A 20,220-nucleotide genomic window follows, 5' to 3' on the forward strand; every position below is an offset into this window, starting at 1 on the left:
CGAACACAGTAGTTAAGCTCGTAAACGCCGAAAGTACTTGGCTGGAAACGGCCTGGGAGGATAGGAAGTTGCTGATTTGCATTAGTGGAGGGCTAGCTTAGGCTAGCCCAGCTAAATACCTTGGTTCTGCTACAAGAATCACTTGACAAAGTATCAACTTTACGTTATACTGATAAAGTCGTAAAGATAGGGGTATAGCTCAATTGGTAGAGTAGCGGTCTCCAAAACCGTTGGTTGTGGGTTCAAGTCCTACTGCCCCTGCCAACTCAATTTAATATGACTCAGTAGCTCAGCTGGATAGAGTGTTTGACTACGAATCAAAAGGTCGGGGGTTCGAATCCCTCCTGGGTCACCATCTTATGCGGGAGTGGCGGAATTGGCAGACGCACCAGACTTAGGATCTGGCGCCATTGGCGTGGGGGTTCAAGTCCCTTCTCCCGCACCAATTTAGAAATAAGCGAATAGTAGATATTCGCTTTTTTTGCTATATGCAGTGCAAAGCATTGCAAATTAAAGTATTGATACAAGGAGGTTGCTATGAAAGTTACAGATTTAAGCTTTTTAGCATCTGCAGTTTCCGGATTACGTGAAACTCGTTGGAACAAAGAAATATTCAAAGCCTTTTTCTTCGGTCTTACTGTAGGTGCGTATTTAATATATGCAGCCCTTCATTATATTGAAGAATCCACAAATACGGCGATTAAAGAAAACTTAGAATAATCATAAGGGCTATAGATGTCTATAGCCCTTTTTTGTATGTGATACTCTTACATACATAAACTAGATTCACTTTCTTTCAAAATACATGAATAAGAAAATCTAACTTATATAGAGTCAAGGAGTACGATATATTACTTCTGTAGTATCATACATTATTTATACCGAGCTAAGGGGTAAAAAAAATACGATATTGGAAAGATACATTATATAATAAGTAAACAATGAAGAAACTACATTATATATAATAAGTACACAATAAAGAAATATACCAATATAGCATTCGCTACAGGTGTGTCAAAGAAAGGAATGATATATGTCCATGGCATATAGGCCTATATTAGATATAACAGGAATGATGAAAGACACCATAGATGCCTTTTATAAGAAAGGAACGACACAAATCTATGGATTAGGTGGGTCACAAAAGTCATTTATATATAGCCAAGCAATACTGGCAAAGACAAATCGTCCTACAGTGATTGTTACACACGATAAGGCACATAAAGAAATGTGGGAACGAGATTTACAATGTCTCTTGCCAGATGTGCAAGTACTTTCGTTTCCTATCGTGGATCGTACGCTTTCACAGTGGACTGCAAAGAGTCTAGATACACAGGCGAAGCAGATGGAATCATTAGGGTCCTTGGCTCTTGGAAAGGCAGTCATTGTACTGGCTACAATGGAAGAAGCAGCTCAATATGTGATAGACCCTAAGAGCTTACTTGAGAACATTGTGACCATTGGAATAGAACAAGATATACCACAAGAGGAGCTATTAGCATCTCTAGTAGGTATTGGATATGAACGAGTGGACCAGGTGGAATATCGTGGTCATTTTAGTGTGCGAGGAGATATTATAGATATTTATCCTATTCAATGTGACTTCCCATTTCGAATTGAGTTCTTCGGGGATACAGTAGATACGATTCGTCAGTTTAATGTGGATACGCAGCGATCGATTCAAGATGCTGAGGAATGTATGGTATTACCCATCCATATAGAGGCACAAGAAACAACAGCATCTATACTGTCCTTTATGAAGGAAGCCTTGCTTTTGCTGGATGAATCGAAACGATTAGAAGAAGCAATTCGCAAAATCCATGTAGAAGATACTTCTAATGCTGAGCTATATATGGATTGGAAAGAATGGAAAGCATCCTCAGAAGCAACCACAACAATTTTATTTACTATGATGCAGCGCTCTACGGGATGGGGAAAACCATCTACGATAGGGATGATGGGAAAAAGCATTGCTTCCTATGAGCGACAAATTCCTATGCTGATAGATGATATCAAGTTCAATGCTTCCTTAGATCGGCAGATTGTATTAGTGTTACATAACCAACAGCGAAGAGAAGCCATTGAGGGTGCATTACTAGAAAATAGTATTTCCTATGTACATCGTGACACATGGGAATGGACAGCTCCTGCTGTATTAATCATAGATGGTATCTTATCCGAAGGGTTTGAACTGCCTCATGCCAATTTGACTGTCATCACGGAGGGAAATATCTTTGGCTTTCAGAAGAAAAAAATTCGGAAGAAAGTAGATAAGGGACAGGAGATTAAGTATTTTACCGATATCACTGTAGGTGATTATGTAGTACATAGCATTCATGGTATTGGTAAGTATCGTGGATTGAAAACCATTGAAACGGAAGGTATCCATCGAGACTATATTGAAATCGATTATGCAGGGACAGATCGCTTATTTTTGCCAGCGGACCATTTGGACCAATTACAAAAATACATTGGCAATGAAGGCGTTACACCGAAGCTTCATAAGATGGGAGGCAAGGAATGGGTTAAGACAAAAACTAAAGCCCAGAAATCGATTGATGATTTAGCAGATACCCTAGTGGAGTTATATGCTAAGAGAGAACTCATCGAAGGCTTTGCATTTTTACCAGATCAACCATGGCAACGAGAGTTTGAAGATCAATTTCCTTATGAAGAAACGGAAGATCAATTGCAAGCCATCCAAGAAATTAAAACATCGATGGAGTCCCCTAGGCCGATGGATCGACTATTATGTGGTGATGTAGGATTTGGTAAAACAGAAGTAGCTATGCGAGCTATGTTTAAAGCCGTTATGAGCGGTAAGCAGGTGGCTATGTTAGTGCCGACTACGGTATTATCTGAACAACATCATAAAAATTTCGTGCATCGCTTTTCCCAATTTGGTATTCGAGTGGAAGTATTAAACCGATTCCGTTCTGCAAAAGAAAAAAAAGAGATTATGAAAGCGGTTCAAGAAGGACACATCGATATCTTAATCGGTACACATGCTTTACTAAGTAAGCAGATCCAGTTTAAACGATTGGGGTTACTAGTAGTTGATGAAGAGCAACGATTTGGAGTAGCACAAAAGGAAAAATGGAAACAATGGGCTACCAATATCGATATTTTAACCCTCAGTGCGACGCCAATTCCAAGAACCTTGCATATGTCTTTAGTAGGCGTGCGGGAAATGAGCGTTATCCACACGCCGCCGATGGAACGATTGCCAGTACAAACGTACGTAGTAGAGTTTGATATGCAAGTCGTAACAGAAGCTATACGCCGTGAATTACAGCGAGGCGGACAGGTATACTTTGTCTATAATAAGGTACAATCCATTACTCATATGGAAGAACAGTTGCAACGAGCTATGCCTGACCTTAGAATCGCGGTGGCCCATGGTCAGATGGCAGGGACAATGATGGAACATATTATGCAAGACTTTACGGAAGGTCAATACGATGCGTTGCTGTGTACGAGCATCATTGAAACAGGATTAGACATTCCTAATGCCAATACGATTATTATCTACGATGCAGACCACTTGGGACTTTCACAACTGTATCAAATGCGTGGACGTGTGGGCCGTTCTAGCCAACGGGCTTATGCGTATTTTATGTATCGTCCTGAAAAAGTATTGAATGAAAGTGCAGAAAAACGTCTGAAAGCCATTCAAGAGTTTACCGAGCTAGGGGCAGGATTTAAATTAGCCATGCGGGATATGGAAATTCGAGGAGCTGGTAATTTATTGGGAGCCCAACAACATGGTAATATTGCAGCGGTGGGCTTTGCTATGTATGCAGTCATGTTAGAAGAAGCTATCGCAAAAGCACAGCAAAAAGAGGTGCCAGAACGGCCATTACCAGCACCTGTGGTGGATGTGGGCATCGATGCGTTTATAGATAGTGCGTATATTCACGATGAAGCGCGCAAAATATCTGTATACCAACGGTTATTACAAATCAATACGAAAGCAGGATTAGATGATTTTGTAGATGAATTAATTGACCGGTTTGGATCGCCTACCAAACCAGTAGAGCGATTGATTAAGCTAGCCGCTATAAAAGAGCGAGCGCGAGCATTGGGGATGAAGAGTATCGTCCGAAGAGAGGACCAAATCATCTGTACTTGGCAAGATGAATCGAAAATGGCGGACTGGGATATGGGCGCCATCAGTGAAGATGTGTGGAAACATATGAAACATCGTGGATCATCGCCTACAGTATGGGCTTATCAGGTGCAGCAGGGCAGTGTGATTCGCCAAGTGGAACAAGTGCTTACCGAATTTGAGCGAAAGCTTCCGAAGGAGGTGTAAGATGACAGGATTTATGAAAGGGGCTATGATTTTGACCATAGCAGGGTTGTTGGTTAAGGTCATTGGTGCCATCAGCAAAGTCATTGTAGCTCGTATCCTCGGTGGTGAGGGCGTAGGGTTGTATCAAATGGCCTACGCCCTATATCAATTAATCATCAGTATTGGTGCTGCTGGATTACCGGTGGCGATTTCCATTATGGTGGCACGTAAAGTAGGGCAAGACGATATACGTGGAGCCCGGCATATTTTCAAAGTGGCTCTTATTACGATGGGAATTATAGGTTCTTTACTGAGTCTCACCTTTTACGGCGCCATTCCGTATATCATAGAGGCAGGGGTGATTACCGATAGTCGTGCGGAAGGTGCCTTGGTGGCGGTGGCGCCAGCTATTGTCATCGTGTCTATATTGGCTTGCTTTCGGGGCTATTTCCAAGGCTTTCAAAATATGTTGCCTACAGGCATTTCCCAAGTCTGTGAACAGCTGGCTCGCGTTATTGTTATGGTAGGGGCGGCTATGTATTTCTTGCCACAGGGAATTGAGTTAGCCTCGAGCCGTGCAGCACTGTCATCTAGTATTGGTGTCACATTAGGTCTCTTGGTATTGCTGTATTATTACAAGCGTGAGACACAACCTATCATGGGCTCTGCTCCTTTAGAATCACCGAAGGTCATTATTAAGGAATTAGTACTACTTGCATTTCCAGTGGCCATTGCAAACATTATGATTCCTTTAATCGGCGCTATCGATTTATGGCTCGTGCCACAGCAGTTGATGCTCACTGGCTATGGAAAAGAAGAGGCAACGACGGCCTTTGGATATCTCACGGGCATGGCGACGTCTTTAATTAGCTTGCCAGTTATCGTGACTATGTCCTTGGCTACTAGCCTTGTACCGGCTATTTCAAGGTTAGACTTACACGCAGATCTAGAGGAAATACACCATCGCATGGAAACTGCTTTGCGTATGACCAATTTAGTAACTATACCGGCCTTTGTGGGGCTGTGTGTATTAGCGACACCCATCTCTATGATGATGTTCAATACCCCTCATGCAGGGGGCGCCATTGCTGTGCTGAGTGCCAGCATTTGGCTCTTGGGATTGCAGCAAATCACAACAGGAGCCTTGCAAGGATTAGGGCGGACCGCGTTGCCTATGTGGACATTGCTCTTGGGGGCGGCTGTGAAAGTCTTACTTAACTTGTATTTGACACCACTATGGGGAATCGAAGGAGCGGCTTGGGCTACTAATGTGGACTTTGGATTGGCTGCCTTCGTCAATGTCTATGTGTTGTATAGAATTGCTAAGTTCCATGTGTCTTTCACAGAAGTTGGAAAAATCTTATTTTCGTCCTTGGCTATGGGCGGTGGAACAGCGATGGTATATAATTTTATAAGCACCATGCTATCCAATACTATTGCGGTTGTAATCTCTATTTTGGTGGGGATTGTCTTCTATGTAGTGGCATTGAGTCTGACAAAGACGATCACGTTGCAAGAGCTAGTGGTATTAGGAAAGAAAACGATGAAGAAAGGTAGGTCATCATGAGCGATCGAGAAATGAGTGAATTTACATTAGAACCTATAGTAGATGTATTGGCTGAGCTACGGGGCCCACAGGGGTGCTCTTGGGATAAATTACAAACCCATAGCTCCTTGCGCAGATATTTATTAGAAGAAGTCTATGAAACCTTAGAAGCTATTGATGAAAAAAATATAGACCACCTGCGAGAAGAATTGGGCGACCTATTATTACAAATCGTCTTTCATGCACGGGTGGCTGAGGAAAATGGCCATTTTACGATGCAGGATGTAGTAGATGATATTACGGCTAAAATGGTACGACGCCATCCTCATGTGTTCCAACGAGCTGATCGAGAAACCATAGGCGACACATTGGCGACTTGGGAAGAATTGAAAGCCCAAGAAAAAGGCCATGAACGAACGTCTATACTGGATGGAATTTCACCAGGCTTACCTGCCTTATTACGAGCACAAAAATTGCAAGAAAAAGCGAGTAAGGTAGGCTTTGATTGGCCTAGTGAAGAGGGCGTGTGGGCCAAGTTTTATGAAGAAATAGATGAATTTAAACAAGAAATATTCAAAAAAGACCTAGAAAAAGCAGAAGAAGAGGGGGGAGATGTACTTTTTTCCTTGATAAATCTGTTTAAATGGTATAAAATAGTCGGAGAAAATGCACTACACCGCACGAATACAAAGTTTATACAACGTTTTTCTTACGTAGAACAAGAGGTACTACGGAGTGGAAAAAAATGGGAGAACTTTACTCTCGGCGAACTTGATGAATTTTGGGACGCGGCAAAAGTGAAACTTAAATCGAATGATTAAGTTAAAAGAATACTATTTTTAAGGGAGGTTCAATCATGAACAAAACTGAATTAATTGCAAGTGTTGCAGCAAAAGCTGAATTGACAAAAAAAGATGCTGAAAAAGCAGTAAAAGCTTTATTTGATACAATCGGCGAAGCATTGGCAAAAGAAGAAAAAGTACAAGTAATTGGCTTCGGTACTTTCGAAGTTCGTACTCGTTCTGCTCGTACAGGCCGTAACCCACAAACTAAAGAAGAAATTCAAATTCCTGCTTCCAAATCTCCAGCTTTCAAAGCAGGTAAACAATTAAAAGATCTTGTGAATGGTCCAGCTACACCAGTTCGCAAAAAATAATTAATACGAACTAATTAGAGCTCTAACATATAATGGTTAGGGCTCTTTTTTATAAACAGCTATGCATAAAAAAGTCATACATATTACAGTCATAGTTTACGTTAATATAGGAATGCTTCATTTGGATAGAATCGGTAAAAGGGGCTGTGGAAAGTTTTGTATCTCTCTTAAATTGTGATAGAATAGGAGTAATGTAATATGTGACTGCGTTCTACTCAAAGGGCAAGGAATAGGTTAGAGGCTATCTAAGGAAAGGAGGTCGCATGGGACAGCGCATTTTAATTGTATCGGCTTCGATTGGCACGGGGCATACACAAGCGGCATTGGCCATTCAAGAATATTGGGAACAACAAGATCCGACAGCTGAAATACACCATGTGGACTTCTTGGGAAAAGATACCTTTTCTTTTGACAATTTATTGAAAGAAACTTATTTTAAAATGCTGGATTTTTTTCCATTCCTCTATGATATTGTCTATCGTTGGTCTGGAGGCGAATGGAAGGGCAGCGTAGCCCAAACGGTGGTATCTTGGATGTTGAAGAACCGTATGGAAAAACTAATCCAAAAAGAACAACCCGATTTAATCGTATGTACCCATCCATTTCCTTGCGGTGCAGCCAGTGTACTCAAACGGCATAAGAAAATCGATATTCCTATTGCAGCAGTGATGACAGATTTTGCAGCCCATCAATTCTGGCGCTATGAGGAAGTAGATGCCTACCATGTAGCTACGCCTGCTATGGTATACGAACTATTAAATATGGAAGTGCCTCTTGAAAAAATTCATGTTACAGGCATACCGATTATGCGACACTTTTACGAGCCCTTATCGGAGCCTTATGGTAGTGAGTCATGTAAACGGATCCTTCTCATGGGTGGTGGATTAGGCCTAGGCTGTGTAGAAGAGGCCTTGCAGCGTTTAGATAAGGTACCAGGCATTGATGAAATTCATGTGGTAGCAGGATTAAATGATGCTCTCTATAATTCTTTACATCGTATCAAGGATTCCTTAGATCGACCTATTTATATTTATGGCTACACCAATGAGATCCCTAACTTGATGCGAAAGGCGACACTCCTCGTGACTAAACCAGGGGCCCTGACCTGTATGGAAGGAGTTACTATTGGAGTACCAATGGTGTTCTTTAATGCCATTCCAGGGCAAGAAGAAGCCAATGCAGAATTGTTAGAACAAAAAGGCTGTGGCAAATGGGCTCGCCATATCGAGAACCTCGATGATGTAGTCGGGGCGTTATTACAGAATCAAGAACGATTACAGGCCATGCATGAAGCGGCCAAAGCATGGCAAGTGGATGGCGCTGAAGAGATTGTAAAAGCCTGTCAAAAAATGATTCATACATAAAAAAAGACAAAACAGAGAGTATCTGTTTTGTCTTTTTTTTGCTCTTATTCAGTATAGGAGTCCATTTCAGAATCATAACGCTCAATATTTTCTTGACGAATCTCTTGTAATGTATCTAGTAATTCTTCCGCACTTTCCACACGTAAGAATAAATCTTTCAACTCGTCACCATTTGGAAGCGTTACACTCCATTGAAATGTATCATTATCATCATACACGGATACAATAATAGGCGTATCCATTGATGTAGGAATGCGACCATCATCATCAGAAACAATAGCGTATTGACCAGCTTCCTCTTCGCTACCATCCGATAGCTCGTATAACAGTACGTCTCGTTCATCAACTTCTACAATTTCAAAACCAATATTTTCAAACTCTTGCTGAACCGTGTCAGTGTCCATGACAACCTCCTTGTAATTAATACGCATATTACGTTTATTCTAATCTATGAAAGTAGGTGTGTCAATGGAAGAATCACTGTTTACAAAGTTATAAAATTTAGATATGATAATTAAAAAGGAGGTATTACCATGGAAAAAGTATTAGATGTTGCTAATTATATAATTAATCGGTACAAATATGTCTCTGGTGTTACCATCGATGAACTGAAACTACATAAGCTTCTTTATTTTGTTCAAAGAGAAACAATTGCTATTACTGGACACCCTATGTTTAAGGAAGATTTAGAAGGGTGGAAGTATGGCCCTGTAAGCCCTGTAGTTCGTAATTATTTTACAGATGAAGGGTTATCGTTTGTAGATGAAAAAGAATTAGCTAGTGAAAATCAATATATCGTTAATAATATCATACATCAATATGGGGGATTTGAATCGTGGAAGTTAAGTGATTTATCACATCAAGAATATTCATGGAAACAAGCACGTATAGGAGTAGCCCCATTAGAAAATGGTAATCACATAATAAAAATTGAAGACATATATAAGGATGCTCAAAAAGTTCGACCTTATGACTCAGTATACGATATGTATTATGATGAATTTGAGGATGCGGAGGTCATGCGATGATTGGCGATTTTTGTTTAGCAATATTTCCGTATTATGATGTGAAAGTTAGAAAAAATAAGTTTAAGTATCGACCCAGCCTTGTCATAGCGGAGGCAGGACAAAATGATTGGGTTACTTTACCTGTGTCAAAAGTTTCACATAGTAAATGTATTGATTTAGAATATGATGTAAAGTTAGTAGCTACGGATTATCCATTGATGAATCTATCTTGTATCTCGTATATAAGATCGCATAAACAAACAGTGACTCATCATGCGGCTATTACAAAGATTATTGTTAATATAAAGAAAGAGTATCCCGAATTATATAAAATGGTGATAGATAAGGTTGAGCAGAAGTATAGAGAAAACATAGTTGAAGCTAGAGGATGAGTGTTTTATTATATTTTATAAAGCTTGAATATAAAAAGGGGTTGTAACGAACATGTACAAGTACATTTCGATACAACTCCTTTTCATTCATACAAACTAAACAGAAACAAGGATAAAAAAATATCATTATACTTAGGAGAATATGAGAAAGGAAATATACATAGGCATATGAATATTTTAACCTTACAACAAATAGAAAAATCATATGGCACTCGGTTGCTATTTAAAGACGTCAATGTCACCATTGCTTCGCACCATCGAATTGGTCTTATCGGAGTGAACGGAACAGGAAAGACCACGTTATTACAAGTACTAGAAGGGACGGCAGAGCCAGATAAGGGCGATATTGAACGCAATGGAAAGGCCACGATTCATCGATTGGAACAAGATCCTTATATCGATGAGTCAGGGACATTATTAGATAATGTCTTATTAGGAGAGCATCCAAAGCTAACCTTAGTGCGCGACTTTGAAAGAGCCTTAGAGGAGCCAGAGTCTCCAGCGTATATGAAACTGTTGGCACGGATGGATGAAGAAGAAGGTTGGATTGTAGAGCAAGAAGCGAAGATGATTTTAACCCGCTTAGGCTTTCACGATGTGTATGGGCCGGCAAAGAATTTATCAGGTGGGCAGCGACGTCGGTTGGCGTTAGCAAGAGCCTTGGTGTACCCTTGTGACCTATTATTGCTGGATGAACCTACAAACCATTTGGACGAAGCCACCATTGAATGGCTAGAATTGTATTTAAAAGACAGAAAAGGAGCGGTGTTACTAAGCACGCACGATCGCTATTTCTTAGATGCCGTATGCAATACCATTTGGGAATTATCGAACCAAACCATTTATGAATTTCAAGAAACGTATGAAACTTACGTATCGCTAAAAGAAGAACGAGAAGCACAATTAGATGCCATCGAGGAAAAACGACGGAAGCTGATTGCCAGTGAATTACAATGGGTGCGTCGTGGTGCGAAAGCCCGTACAACTAAGCAAAAAGCTCGATTGCAACGGTTTGAGCAATTGAAGGCAATGGAAAAACGACAAAAAACAGGCACCGTAGATCCCATTGTACTAGCCTCTCGTTTAGGTAACACTATTTTTGATATAGAGAAGATGTCCTTTTCTTACGATGCAGGTCGTGACGTGATTCGAGATTTTACGTATCATATGGTGCGCCATGATCGCATTGGCATCGTAGGTCCTAATGGCATTGGCAAGACTACATTGATGAAACTATTCCAAGGTGAGTTAACACCGACACAGGGAACAATGGGGCGAGGGGAAACCGTCAAGATTGGCTACTTTTCACAGACTCTCCCGGCATTTAAAGAAGATCAACGTGTGTTGGATTACATCCGAGAAAATCGATCTTACTTGCACTTACCAGATGGCAGCTCTTTGAGTGCAGGACAATTGTTGGAACGCTTTTTATTTCCTCCCTCCCATCATGGGTTGCCGATCCGTAAACTGTCGGGTGGGGAGAAACGTAGATTGTTTTTGCTTCGTATTTTGATGGATGCACCCAATGTGCTCCTCTTAGATGAACCGACCAATGATTTAGACATTCCTACTTTAGAAGTGTTAGAGGACTTTTTGGACTCTTACAGTGGCATCGTAATTACCGTATGTCATGATCGATACTTTTTGGACCGTGTGGTGGACAAGTTATTCGTATTCACTGGGGCAGGTCATATTGAGGTGTATCATGGAGGCTATTCCGACTATGAAGCGGATGAAACCAAGTCCATTGGTGGCGATACAAAACGAGGTGTATTACGCCATGCCGTGGAAGTAGGCACTAATAGTATTGCTCCTAAATCACGTACAGGTCATGAAGGTCATAGTCTACGTACAGAGGAAGGTACTGTAAATGGGGATATGACTGATCCGATACCTACTACTGAAAGTAATACCGTGGATCGGATAGATCAAGATACCAATATACCTAAAAAGAAACTGACCTTAGGTGAAGAGGCTGAGTTAGCACAGCTGGAACTTAGAATTTCTGAGCTAGAAGGTTTGGTGAAAGCCTATGATGCGATGATTGCGCAAGGTGGCAGTGATTATAGTGCTATTGAAAGTACGGTACGAGACCGTGAACAAGCAGTCGAAGAGCTAGAGATGAGTACATTGCGTTGGTTAGAACTAGAAGAGAGAAAGTAACAGTTCTTAATGGGTTATCTATATACTTTTCATACATTTATAAAAAGATTAACAAATGAAAAAGTATATCAATTTTAAAAGACTTTTAAAAATTTACAAATTGAATAATTTGTGTTACGCTTGTCACAAGAGTAGAGAATGATAGTGATTGTTGATACTTTGCCGTGTCAAGAGAGGTAACATGGATACTCCCCAATATAGGCTAGTGTTGACTCCTATCGGAATCTACGTGGTATATGGTTTCTTTTTTAGAAAAGGAGTAGTATCATGAAAAAACATTTAGCAGTATTAGCAGCAACAGCAGTATTGGGCGTGACTTCAGCGTTTGCGGCAAATCCTTTCTCTGATGTGACACCACAAGATTGGGCGTACCAAGCAGTTGCTCAATTAGCGGCTCAAGGCGTAGTTAACGGTTACCCTGATGGCACATTCCAAGGCCAAACTAACATCACTCGTTATGAAATGGCGCAAATGGTAGCAAAAGCTATGACTCGTCAAGGTCAAGTTGACGCTGAACAAAATGCAATTATCAACCGTTTAGCGAACGAATTCTCCGCTGAATTGAACAATTTAGGCGTACGTGTTTCCACATTGGAAAACAAAGTAGGTAACTTTAAATTCACTGGCGATGCTCGTTTGCGCTATAGACAATTAGATGGGGAAGTGTATAACATTGCAGTTCGCGATGGTGCTGGCTTAACAGGTGAAGCATTAACTAAAGAAAAAGAAGCAGTTAAAGCAAACTATAAAGTAATTAAAGATCATGAAACAAATGTAGCAACGGCAGAAAAAGAACTTAAAGATGCTAAAGATGCCTTGGCGAACGCCACTGAAACAGATAAAAAAGAGAAAACTGAAAAAGTAGCAGCAGCAGAGAAAAAATTAGCTGATGAAACTATGGCATTAGATAAAGCTACTACTGGTTTATTCAAAAATGCAAGCATGTTAGATCGTTCTAAATTTGACTACCGTGCACGTATCAACTTTGATGCCACAGTAAACAAAGATACAAAAGCAGGTATCCGCATAGTAGCAGCCGATAAAGAATTTGGTAGTGCAGATAGCACAAATGTAACAGTAGATACTGCATACGTACAACATAACTTCGGTAAATATGCTACTGTAACTGCTGGTCGTCATGATGTTGCGTTTGGTGCAGGTATGACATATGATGATACATTCGATGGTGTAACTGCTACAGTAGGTACAGATGCGTTGAATGCAGGTATTACATATGGTTATGCAGCAGGTTTAGGATTTAATGCTGTCAAAGGTATGACTTCTGAAGTAGTTACAAAAGATGCAGACAAAAAAGAAACTGTGATGCATCCAGCACAACGTTTCACAGCATCCATTATGGGTGAGGACGGTAAAGCAAGCCCTGAATTAACTGTACTACAATTAAATGGTAAAGTGGGCCCTGTGAATGTGGGTGGTTACTATGCAAAAGTAAACGGTCATCAAGTAGATGCTATGTTAGAAGGACAAGCAAATGTATTAGGTGCTTTCGTTGGTGTTCCAATGGAAGATCGTCCAACAGTAGGTGATAGTCTTGATTCTTATGGATTCCATGCAGATGCTATGGTAGGTAAAGATGTAAAAGTAGAAGGCGAATTTGCTCGATTCAAAGACATTAAACATTCTAATGCTTGGGCAGCGGGCTTATCCTATGGTCATTACAACATGGCTAAAGCAGGTACATGGATGACGAAAGTACAATACTTTAACTATGATAGCTATGCACCAATCTTCTCTACAACATTCGTAACACCATTCACTCAAAACTATAAAGCTTGGATGGTAAGTGGTAAATATGCGATTGCTAACAATGTTGGTTTAGCTGCGTATGCAACAATTGATTCCAAAGATAAACAAGGTCATGAAGTACCTAACTTTATTCGTACAGAAATCAACTACAAATTCTAAGGCAGTAGTGGATCAAAAAAAAGAACTCCTTCGGGGGTTCTTTTTTTGCTTTACATAGGATAAAGAATTGATAGGAACCCTATGTATAACAAGGACTGTATGATATAGAAAAAATTAAATATTATTTGCAATTCATTAGATAGTATGGTACCATAAGATAAATATCTAGGTGGATATAGTAAAGGTATTGGTGAAATTAAAGTTGAACAAAAAGAGGAAACATGGACACTCTTATATAACTCGATGAGAAAGTAACCAATATCACTATCATACCTGGAGATATTAGGTTATTTTTTGTTTTCATTGAGAGGTAAATATCATGAAAAAACATTTAGCAGTACTTGCAGCAACAGCAGTATTGGGTGTAACTTCTGCATTCGCAGCTAACCCATTCTCTGACGTAACTCCACAAGATTGGGCATACCAAGCAGTAGCTCAATTAGCATCCCAAGGCGTAGTTAATGGCTACCCAGATGGCACTTTCAAAGGCCAAAACAATATCACTCGTTACGAAATGGCTCAAATGGTAGCAAAAGCTATGACTCGTCAAGGTCAAGTTGATGCTGAACAAAATGCTATCATCAACCGTTTAGCTAATGAATTCTCCGCTGAGTTGAACAACTTAGGCGTTCGTGTTTCCACATTGGAAAACAAAGTGGGTAACTTTGCATTCACTGGTGATGCTCGTCTTCGTTACCAAGGTTCTCATACAGAAGAAAATCTTTATGTAAATGATGAAGACACTACATCCCCTAAACGTTCTAAATTCGACTACCGTGCTCGTGTACAATTCGAAGCAACTGTAAATGACAATACTAAAGCAGTAGTTCGTCTAGCAGCTGGCGATAAAGAATTTGGTGCAGCAGGCAATCCTGAAACAACTGTAGATCAAGTATATGTGCAACATAACTTTGGTAAATATGCTACAGCTACAGTAGGTCGTCAAGATTTAGTGATCGGTAGCGGTCTTACTTATGATGGAACATTTGAAGGTGCGCAAGCAACTGTTGGTAAAGATGCATTAAATGCAACTGTTGCATACGGTCATATGCTTGATGGCGATTTAGATGAAGCAGTATTAGGCGAAGGTAATACTCCTGAAGTAACAACATACCAAGTTAACGCTAAATTAGGTAAATATGTAGATACTAAAGCATATTATGTAAACTATCATGGTCACTTATCCGAAAACTATTTCGGTGCTGCTGTAGATACAAAATTCGGTCCACACAACAAAGTTTGGGTTGGTGGCGAATACGCTCGTTTTGAAAGTCGCGGCGAAGCAGGTGAAGGTTGGACTGCAGGCGTTGGTTATGGCACATATGACATCGCTAAACCAGGCACTTGGGGTGTGAAAGCACAATACTTCCGTTTAGGTGAAGAATCTGTAGCAACAGCTCCAACTTGGAACTTACCAGAAATCTCCACATATGATTTCCGTGGTTGGTTAGGTACTGTAGATTACGCAGTAGCTAAAAACGTAGGCTTAACATTAAACGCACAATTACGTGGTAAAAACTTAGATGGTTATGAATTACCAGATTACTACCGTGCAGAATTAAACTACAAATTCTAATTATTAGAATGACTATAAAAAAGAACTCCTTCGGGGGTTCTTTTTTATTTGCGAAACGTTTGTTTTCGAACGAAAAAATTGTGCTTTGGTAAACGGGATATAAGTTAAATGTATAGACTGCCATAGGGAACACGTATATATTCATTACTAGGTGTAATTTGCTTTTATTCATTGATGTATGTTAATATAAATACTATCCAAGTGGATGTGCTAGGCACTGTAGGAATTTTATACATATAAGATGTGAGGAAACATGGAGACTCCATTGCTATATTGGATAGAAAGATTGCACGGCCTAGATGATCCTTTGGAGCGTGTATTTTTTTATTTTCATTGAGAGGTAATTATCATGAAAAAACATTTAGCAGTATTGGCTGCCACAGCAGTGTTGGGTGTTACTTCTGCGTTCGCAGCAAACCCATTCTCCGACGTAACTCCACAAGATTGGGCATACCAAGCGGTAGCTCAATTGGCTTCCCAAGGTATCGTTAATGGTTACGAAGATGGTACTTTCCAAGGCCAAAAAAATATCACTCGTTATGAAATGGCTCAAATGGTAGCAAAAGCAATGACTCGTCAAGGTCAAGTTGACGCTGAACAAAACGCTATCATCAACCGTTTAGCTAACGAATTCTCCGCTGAATTGAACAACTTAGGCGTACGTGTTTCCACATTGGAAAACAAAGTAGGCAACTTCAAATTCACAGGTGATGCTCGTTTACAATATACTGGCAATGATAAAGATGTAGCAGTTGCTAGCTTAAAAGATGGCAATCCAGTAGCGACAAAAGCTCCACAATCTAAGTTTACATACCGTGGCCGTGTACAATTCGAAGCAACTGTTAACGACAACACTAAAGCAGTAGTTCGTTTAATGGGCAGCAAAGAATTTGGTAAAGCAGGTAATCCTAATACAGCTATCGACCGCGTATACGTGAAACACAACTTCGGTAAATATGCAACTGCTACAGTAGGTCGTTATGATGAAACTATCGGTGGTGGTTTAACATATGATGACGTATTCGAAGGCGGTAAAGTAGCATTTGGTAAAGACAAATTAAATGCATCCGTTTCCTATGGATATGCTGAATCTTTAGATATGAAAGTAGTAGCTGGAGAAGGTGTAATTGCTAAACCTACTGTTGTGATGACAGGTTCTTTAGCAAAAGCTGAACAAAAAGATAATGCACAATTGACTGTATTCCAAGTAAACGGTAAATTGGGTAGCGATGTAAACGTAGGTGCTTTCTATACAAAAGTAAATGGTAAAACATTCGGTGAAGCAACAGCTAATACTATTATTGCAAAAGCAGATGGTACAGCAGATTTGACTGATGCATCCTTAGACTTCTATGGTGTGCATGCAAATGCTAAATTAGGCTCTAAAGTAGCTGTTGATGGCGAATTTGCAAAATTCAGAGAAATCGACAACTCCCATGCTTGGACTGCAGGTCTTACATATGGTAACTACAACATGAAAAAACAAGGTACTTGGTCCTTGAAAGCACAATATACTAGCCTTGACGGGTTTGCTCCAGTGTTCTCTTCTACATACTGGGCTCCATACAACCAAAACTTAAAAACTTGGTCTGTACAAGGTAAATATGCAGTAGCTAACAATGTTGGTTTAGCAGCATACACAACAATCAACGCAAAAGATCAAGATAACAACAAAGTATCTAACTTCTACCGCGCTGAACTTAACTACAAATTCTAATTTGACAGTTAAAATTATAAAAAGAACTCCTTCGGGGGTTCTTTTTTGTTCTATATTTAATAAAGTCTCGTCCATACTAGTTTGGATACCTATATAGGGAGAGACTATAAATACACATAACGATAAAAAATGTGAAAAAGATTGCATTTATATAGTTGCTGTGATATGATATGAACATATCGAATACATATAGTGTGGATTAGTTATAGAATCGTGTTACTACAATGTGAGGAAACGTGGACACTCCGTGGAAAAGTAATATGAGGATATAAGCAATCTGACTGAACGTAGGAGATATGTTTATATTATTATTTTTCAATGAGAGGTAATTATCATGAAAAAACATTTAGCAGTATTGGCTGCCACAGCAGTATTGGGCGTAACTTCTGCATTCGCAGCAAACCCATTCTCCGATGTAACTCCACAAGATTGGGCATACCAAGCAGTAGCTCAATTGGCTTCCCAAGGTATCGTTAATGGTTACCCAGATGGCACTTTCCAAGGCCAAACTAACATCACTCGTTATGAAATGGCTCAAATGGTAGCTAAAGCTTTAGTTCGTCAAGATCGTGTTGACGCTGAACAAAATGCTATCATCAACCGTTTAGCTAACGAATTCTCCGCTGAATTGAACAACTTAGGCGTACGTGTTTCCACATTGGAAAACAAAGTAGGCAACTTCAAATTCACTGGTGATGCTCGTCTTAAGTTTGTAAACAAAGTAGAAGAAGTAAATAAAAAAACTCATGAAACAGCTCGTAAATCTACATTCGATTATCGTGGCCGTGTAAAATTCCAAGCAACTGTAAACGATAATACTAAAGCAGTGATTCGTTTAGTTGGTGACAAAGAATTTGGTACAAATGCTCGAGTAAAAACAGCAGTTGACCAAGTATATGTTCAACATAACTTTGGTCAATACGTAACTGCGACTGCAGGTCGTCAAAACTTAGTACTTGGTAACGGTTTAGCATATGATGATTCTTTCGAAGGTGTTGTAGCAACAGCTGGTAAAGATAAATTAAATGCAACAGTTGCTTACGGTTACCTTGCAGGTGGAAAGTTTGCAGATTCAAAAAGCACTCCAGTGATAAATGCTAAAGATGACCATGAATGGACATCCTACCAAGTAAATTACATGCCTTTCGAAAACGTAGCGGTTAAAGGTTATGCAGTAGACTTCCATAACAAGACAAAAGCTACTAATAAAGATTTCCATGGTGTTGCAGCAGATGTAAACTTCGGTGGCCACAACAAAGCTTGGGTTGGCGGTGAATATGTTCGTGCTGAACAATTAGGTACAGCTGGTGAAGCTTGGACTGCAGGTTTAGGCTACGGTGAAGCTAGCATGGCTAAAGCTGGTACTTGGGGCGTGAAAGCACAATACTTTGATGTAAAAGGTGGAGCTCCATTATACAGCACAACTTGGAACTTCGTTGATACAAATCAAAAAGGTGTATTAGCAACTGTTGATTACACTGTAGCTAAAAATGTAGGTCTTTCCGCGTATGCAACAATCGACACTAAAGATCAAGCTAACAATGAAAAACCTGAATCTTACCGTGCAGAGCTTAACTACAAATTCTAATTTGATAGTTACACATATAAAAAGAACTCCTTCGGGGGTTCTTTTTTATTTGTGAAACTTTTGTTTTCGAAATGAAAGAGGTGTAATTTGCTTTTATTATATGATATATGTTATTATAAATATTATCCGAGTGGACGTGTTAGGCACTGTAGGACTTTTATACATATAAGATGTGAGGAAACATGGAGACTCCATTGCTATATTGGATAGAAAGATTGCACGGCCTAGGTGATCCCTTGGAGCGTGTATTTTTTATTTTTCAATGAGAGGTAATTATCATGAAAAAACATTTAGCAGTATTGGCTGCAACAGCAGTATTGGGTGTTACTTCTGCATTTGCAGCAAACCCATTCTCCGATGTAACTCCACAAGATTGGGCATACCAAGCAGTAGCTCAATTGGCTTCCCAAGGTATCGTTAACGGTTACCCAGATGGCACTTTCCAAGGCCAATCCAACATCACTCGTTTTGAAATGGCTCAAATGGTAGCAAAAGCTATGGCTCGTCAAGGTCAAGTTGACGCTGAACAAAATGCTATCATCAACCGTTTAGCTAACGAATTCTCCGCTGAATTGAACAACTTAGGCGTACGTGTTTCCACATTGGAAAACAAAGTAGGTAACTTCGCTTTCACTGGTGATGCTCGTTTACGTTATACTGGTGAAAACGATGCTCGTGCATCTAAATTTGACTACCGTGCACGTGTTCAATTTGACGCAACTGTGAATGATAACACAAAAGCAGTAGTTCGCTTGGCAACTGAAAAAGAGTTTGGTGCAAACAATGAAGATAATACAACAGCAGCTTCTGTAGATCAAGTATATGTTCAACACAACTTTGGCAAATATGCAACTGCTACAGCAGGTCGTCAAGATTATGTAATCGGTAATGGTCTTGTATTTGATGATATATTCGAAGGTGCAGTAGCAACTGTAGGTAAAGATAATCTAAATGCTACAGCAACATATGGATACTTAAACGGCAATACAACTCCTGTTTCTCACTATCAAGTAAACTATAAACCAGTTGAAAATGTAGCTGTAAAAGGTTATGTGGTAGATTATCATAAAAAAGGTGTAGAAAGTGTTCATGGTGCATCCTTAGATGTGAACTTTGGTGGACATAATAAAGTATGGGCTGGCGGCGAATATGCTCGTACTGAACAAGTTGGCGCATCTGGCGAAGCTTGGACTGCAGGTTTAGGCTATGGTGAAGCTAATATGGAAAAAGCAGGTACTTGGGGTGTAAAAGCTCGTTATTACGATGCTAAAGGTCATTCTGCTCTAATTGCACCAACATGGGATTTAATTTCTGCTGGTCACAAAGGTGTGTTTGCAACAGTTGATTACACTGTAGCTAAAAACGTAGGCCTTTCCGCTTTTGCAACAATCGACACTAAAGATCAAGATAATAAAGAACAAGCTGAAGCTTACCGTGCAGAACTTAACTACAAATTCTAATTTGATAGTTACACATATAAAAGAGAACTCC

Annotated in this window: 15 protein-coding genes and 3 tRNA genes; 17 read left to right on the forward strand and 1 reads right to left on the reverse strand. The window is 39.8% G+C overall.

Annotated features, from left to right (window positions below; genetic code table 11):
• Window positions 1–188 precede the first annotated feature (188 nt).
• The 9 genes from EO115_RS05440 (at window position 189) to EO115_RS05480 (ending at window position 8,360) form a co-directional block, all read left to right on the forward strand.
• A tRNA-Trp gene (locus EO115_RS05440) sits at window positions 189–264 on the forward strand.
• 14 nt (window positions 265–278) lie between these two features.
• Window positions 279–355: transfer RNA gene (locus EO115_RS05445), tRNA-Arg, on the forward strand.
• Between the two features lie 6 nt (window positions 356–361).
• Window positions 362–445: transfer RNA gene (locus EO115_RS05450), tRNA-Leu, on the forward strand.
• Window positions 446–537: 92 nt separating this feature from the next.
• Entirely contained in the window at window positions 538–720 is a 183-nt protein-coding gene (locus EO115_RS05455; protein ID WP_009353527.1) for a hypothetical protein, read from the forward strand.
• Window positions 721–1,033: 313 nt separating this feature from the next.
• Window positions 1,034–4,315, forward strand: a complete 3,282-nt coding sequence (gene mfd / locus EO115_RS05460; protein ID WP_126937962.1) for a transcription-repair coupling factor — start codon at window positions 1,034–1,036, stop codon at window positions 4,313–4,315.
• A gap of 1 nt (window position 4,316) precedes the next feature.
• Window positions 4,317–5,861, forward strand: coding sequence for a polysaccharide biosynthesis protein (locus EO115_RS05465; protein WP_126937963.1), 1,545 nt, complete (start codon window positions 4,317–4,319; stop codon window positions 5,859–5,861).
• Complete coding sequence (gene mazG, locus EO115_RS05470) at window positions 5,858–6,661, forward strand: nucleoside triphosphate pyrophosphohydrolase (protein WP_126937964.1); 804 nt, start codon at window positions 5,858–5,860, stop codon at window positions 6,659–6,661. Before EO115_RS05465 ends, mazG begins: the two co-directional genes overlap by 4 nt.
• Window positions 6,662–6,696: 35 nt before the next feature.
• Window positions 6,697–6,996, forward strand: coding sequence for an HU family DNA-binding protein (locus EO115_RS05475; protein ID WP_126937965.1), 300 nt, complete (start codon window positions 6,697–6,699; stop codon window positions 6,994–6,996).
• 263 nt (window positions 6,997–7,259) lie between these two features.
• A complete protein-coding gene (locus EO115_RS05480) occupies window positions 7,260–8,360 on the forward strand; it encodes a glycosyltransferase (protein ID WP_126937966.1) in 1,101 nt (366 codons plus the stop codon).
• Window positions 8,361–8,404: 44 nt separating this feature from the next.
• Here EO115_RS05480 and EO115_RS05485 read toward each other — a convergent pair whose 3' ends face one another.
• Entirely contained in the window at window positions 8,405–8,764 is a 360-nt protein-coding gene (locus tag EO115_RS05485; protein ID WP_126937967.1) for a hypothetical protein, read from the reverse strand.
• 129 nt (window positions 8,765–8,893) lie between these two features.
• Here EO115_RS05485 and EO115_RS05490 point away from each other — a divergent pair, with 129 nt between their 5' ends.
• The 8 genes from EO115_RS05490 to EO115_RS05525 all read left to right on the forward strand — a co-directional run bounded on the left by EO115_RS05490 (window position 8,894) and on the right by EO115_RS05525 (window position 20,189).
• Entirely contained in the window at window positions 8,894–9,388 is a 495-nt protein-coding gene (locus EO115_RS05490; RefSeq protein WP_126937968.1) for a Panacea domain-containing protein, read from the forward strand.
• Window positions 9,385–9,759 (forward strand): hypothetical protein, encoded by a 375-nt coding sequence (locus EO115_RS05495; RefSeq protein ID WP_126937969.1) that lies wholly within the window; start codon window positions 9,385–9,387, stop codon window positions 9,757–9,759. Before EO115_RS05490 ends, EO115_RS05495 begins: the two co-directional genes overlap by 4 nt.
• 168 nt (window positions 9,760–9,927) lie before the next feature.
• Window positions 9,928–11,922 (forward strand): ABC-F family ATP-binding cassette domain-containing protein, encoded by a 1,995-nt coding sequence (locus EO115_RS05500; RefSeq protein WP_126937970.1) that lies wholly within the window; start codon window positions 9,928–9,930, stop codon window positions 11,920–11,922.
• A gap of 267 nt (window positions 11,923–12,189) precedes the next feature.
• A complete protein-coding gene (locus EO115_RS08560; protein WP_371413260.1) occupies window positions 12,190–13,848 on the forward strand; it encodes an S-layer homology domain-containing protein in 1,659 nt (552 codons plus the stop codon).
• A gap of 319 nt (window positions 13,849–14,167) precedes the next feature.
• The gene (locus EO115_RS05510) at window positions 14,168–15,424 is read left to right on the forward strand and encodes an S-layer homology domain-containing protein (RefSeq protein WP_126937971.1); all 1,257 of its coding nucleotides are present in this window, start codon (window positions 14,168–14,170) and stop codon (window positions 15,422–15,424) included.
• Window positions 15,425–15,770: 346 nt separating this feature from the next.
• Window positions 15,771–17,141, forward strand: coding sequence for an S-layer homology domain-containing protein (locus EO115_RS05515; RefSeq protein ID WP_164724067.1), 1,371 nt, complete (start codon window positions 15,771–15,773; stop codon window positions 17,139–17,141).
• A gap of 331 nt (window positions 17,142–17,472) precedes the next feature.
• Window positions 17,473–18,729, forward strand: a complete 1,257-nt coding sequence (locus EO115_RS05520) for an S-layer homology domain-containing protein (RefSeq protein ID WP_164724068.1) — start codon at window positions 17,473–17,475, stop codon at window positions 18,727–18,729.
• Between the two features lie 278 nt (window positions 18,730–19,007).
• Complete coding sequence (locus EO115_RS05525; protein WP_126937974.1) at window positions 19,008–20,189, forward strand: S-layer homology domain-containing protein; 1,182 nt, start codon at window positions 19,008–19,010, stop codon at window positions 20,187–20,189.
• The last annotated feature ends 31 nt before the right edge of the window (window positions 20,190–20,220 follow it).

Source organism: Veillonella sp. CHU740, assembly GCF_003992055.1.
Taxonomy (GTDB): domain Bacteria; phylum Bacillota; class Negativicutes; order Veillonellales; family Veillonellaceae; genus F0422.

Excerpts from the sequence above, each read along its gene's own strand:
- EO115_RS05455 (WP_009353527.1), top strand. The coding sequence starts at position 538 with ATGAAAGTTACAGATTTAAGCTTTTTAGCATCTGCAGTTTCCGGATTA.
- mfd (WP_126937962.1), top strand. The coding sequence starts at position 1,034 with ATGTCCATGGCATATAGGCCTATATTAGATATAACAGGAATGATGAAA.
- EO115_RS05465 (WP_126937963.1), top strand. The coding sequence starts at position 4,317 with ATGACAGGATTTATGAAAGGGGCTATGATTTTGACCATAGCAGGGTTG.
- mazG (WP_126937964.1), top strand. The coding sequence starts at position 5,858 with ATGAGCGATCGAGAAATGAGTGAATTTACATTAGAACCTATAGTAGAT.
- EO115_RS05475 (WP_126937965.1), top strand. The coding sequence starts at position 6,697 with ATGAACAAAACTGAATTAATTGCAAGTGTTGCAGCAAAAGCTGAATTG.
- EO115_RS05480 (WP_126937966.1), top strand. The coding sequence starts at position 7,260 with ATGGGACAGCGCATTTTAATTGTATCGGCTTCGATTGGCACGGGGCAT.
- EO115_RS05485 (WP_126937967.1), bottom strand. The coding sequence starts at position 8,764 with ATGGACACTGACACGGTTCAGCAAGAGTTTGAAAATATTGGTTTTGAA.
- EO115_RS05490 (WP_126937968.1), top strand. The coding sequence starts at position 8,894 with ATGGAAAAAGTATTAGATGTTGCTAATTATATAATTAATCGGTACAAA.
- EO115_RS05495 (WP_126937969.1), top strand. The coding sequence starts at position 9,385 with ATGATTGGCGATTTTTGTTTAGCAATATTTCCGTATTATGATGTGAAA.
- EO115_RS05500 (WP_126937970.1), top strand. The coding sequence starts at position 9,928 with ATGAATATTTTAACCTTACAACAAATAGAAAAATCATATGGCACTCGG.
- EO115_RS08560 (WP_371413260.1), top strand. The coding sequence starts at position 12,190 with ATGAAAAAACATTTAGCAGTATTAGCAGCAACAGCAGTATTGGGCGTG.
- EO115_RS05510 (WP_126937971.1), top strand. The coding sequence starts at position 14,168 with ATGAAAAAACATTTAGCAGTACTTGCAGCAACAGCAGTATTGGGTGTA.
- EO115_RS05525 (WP_126937974.1), top strand. The coding sequence starts at position 19,008 with ATGAAAAAACATTTAGCAGTATTGGCTGCAACAGCAGTATTGGGTGTT.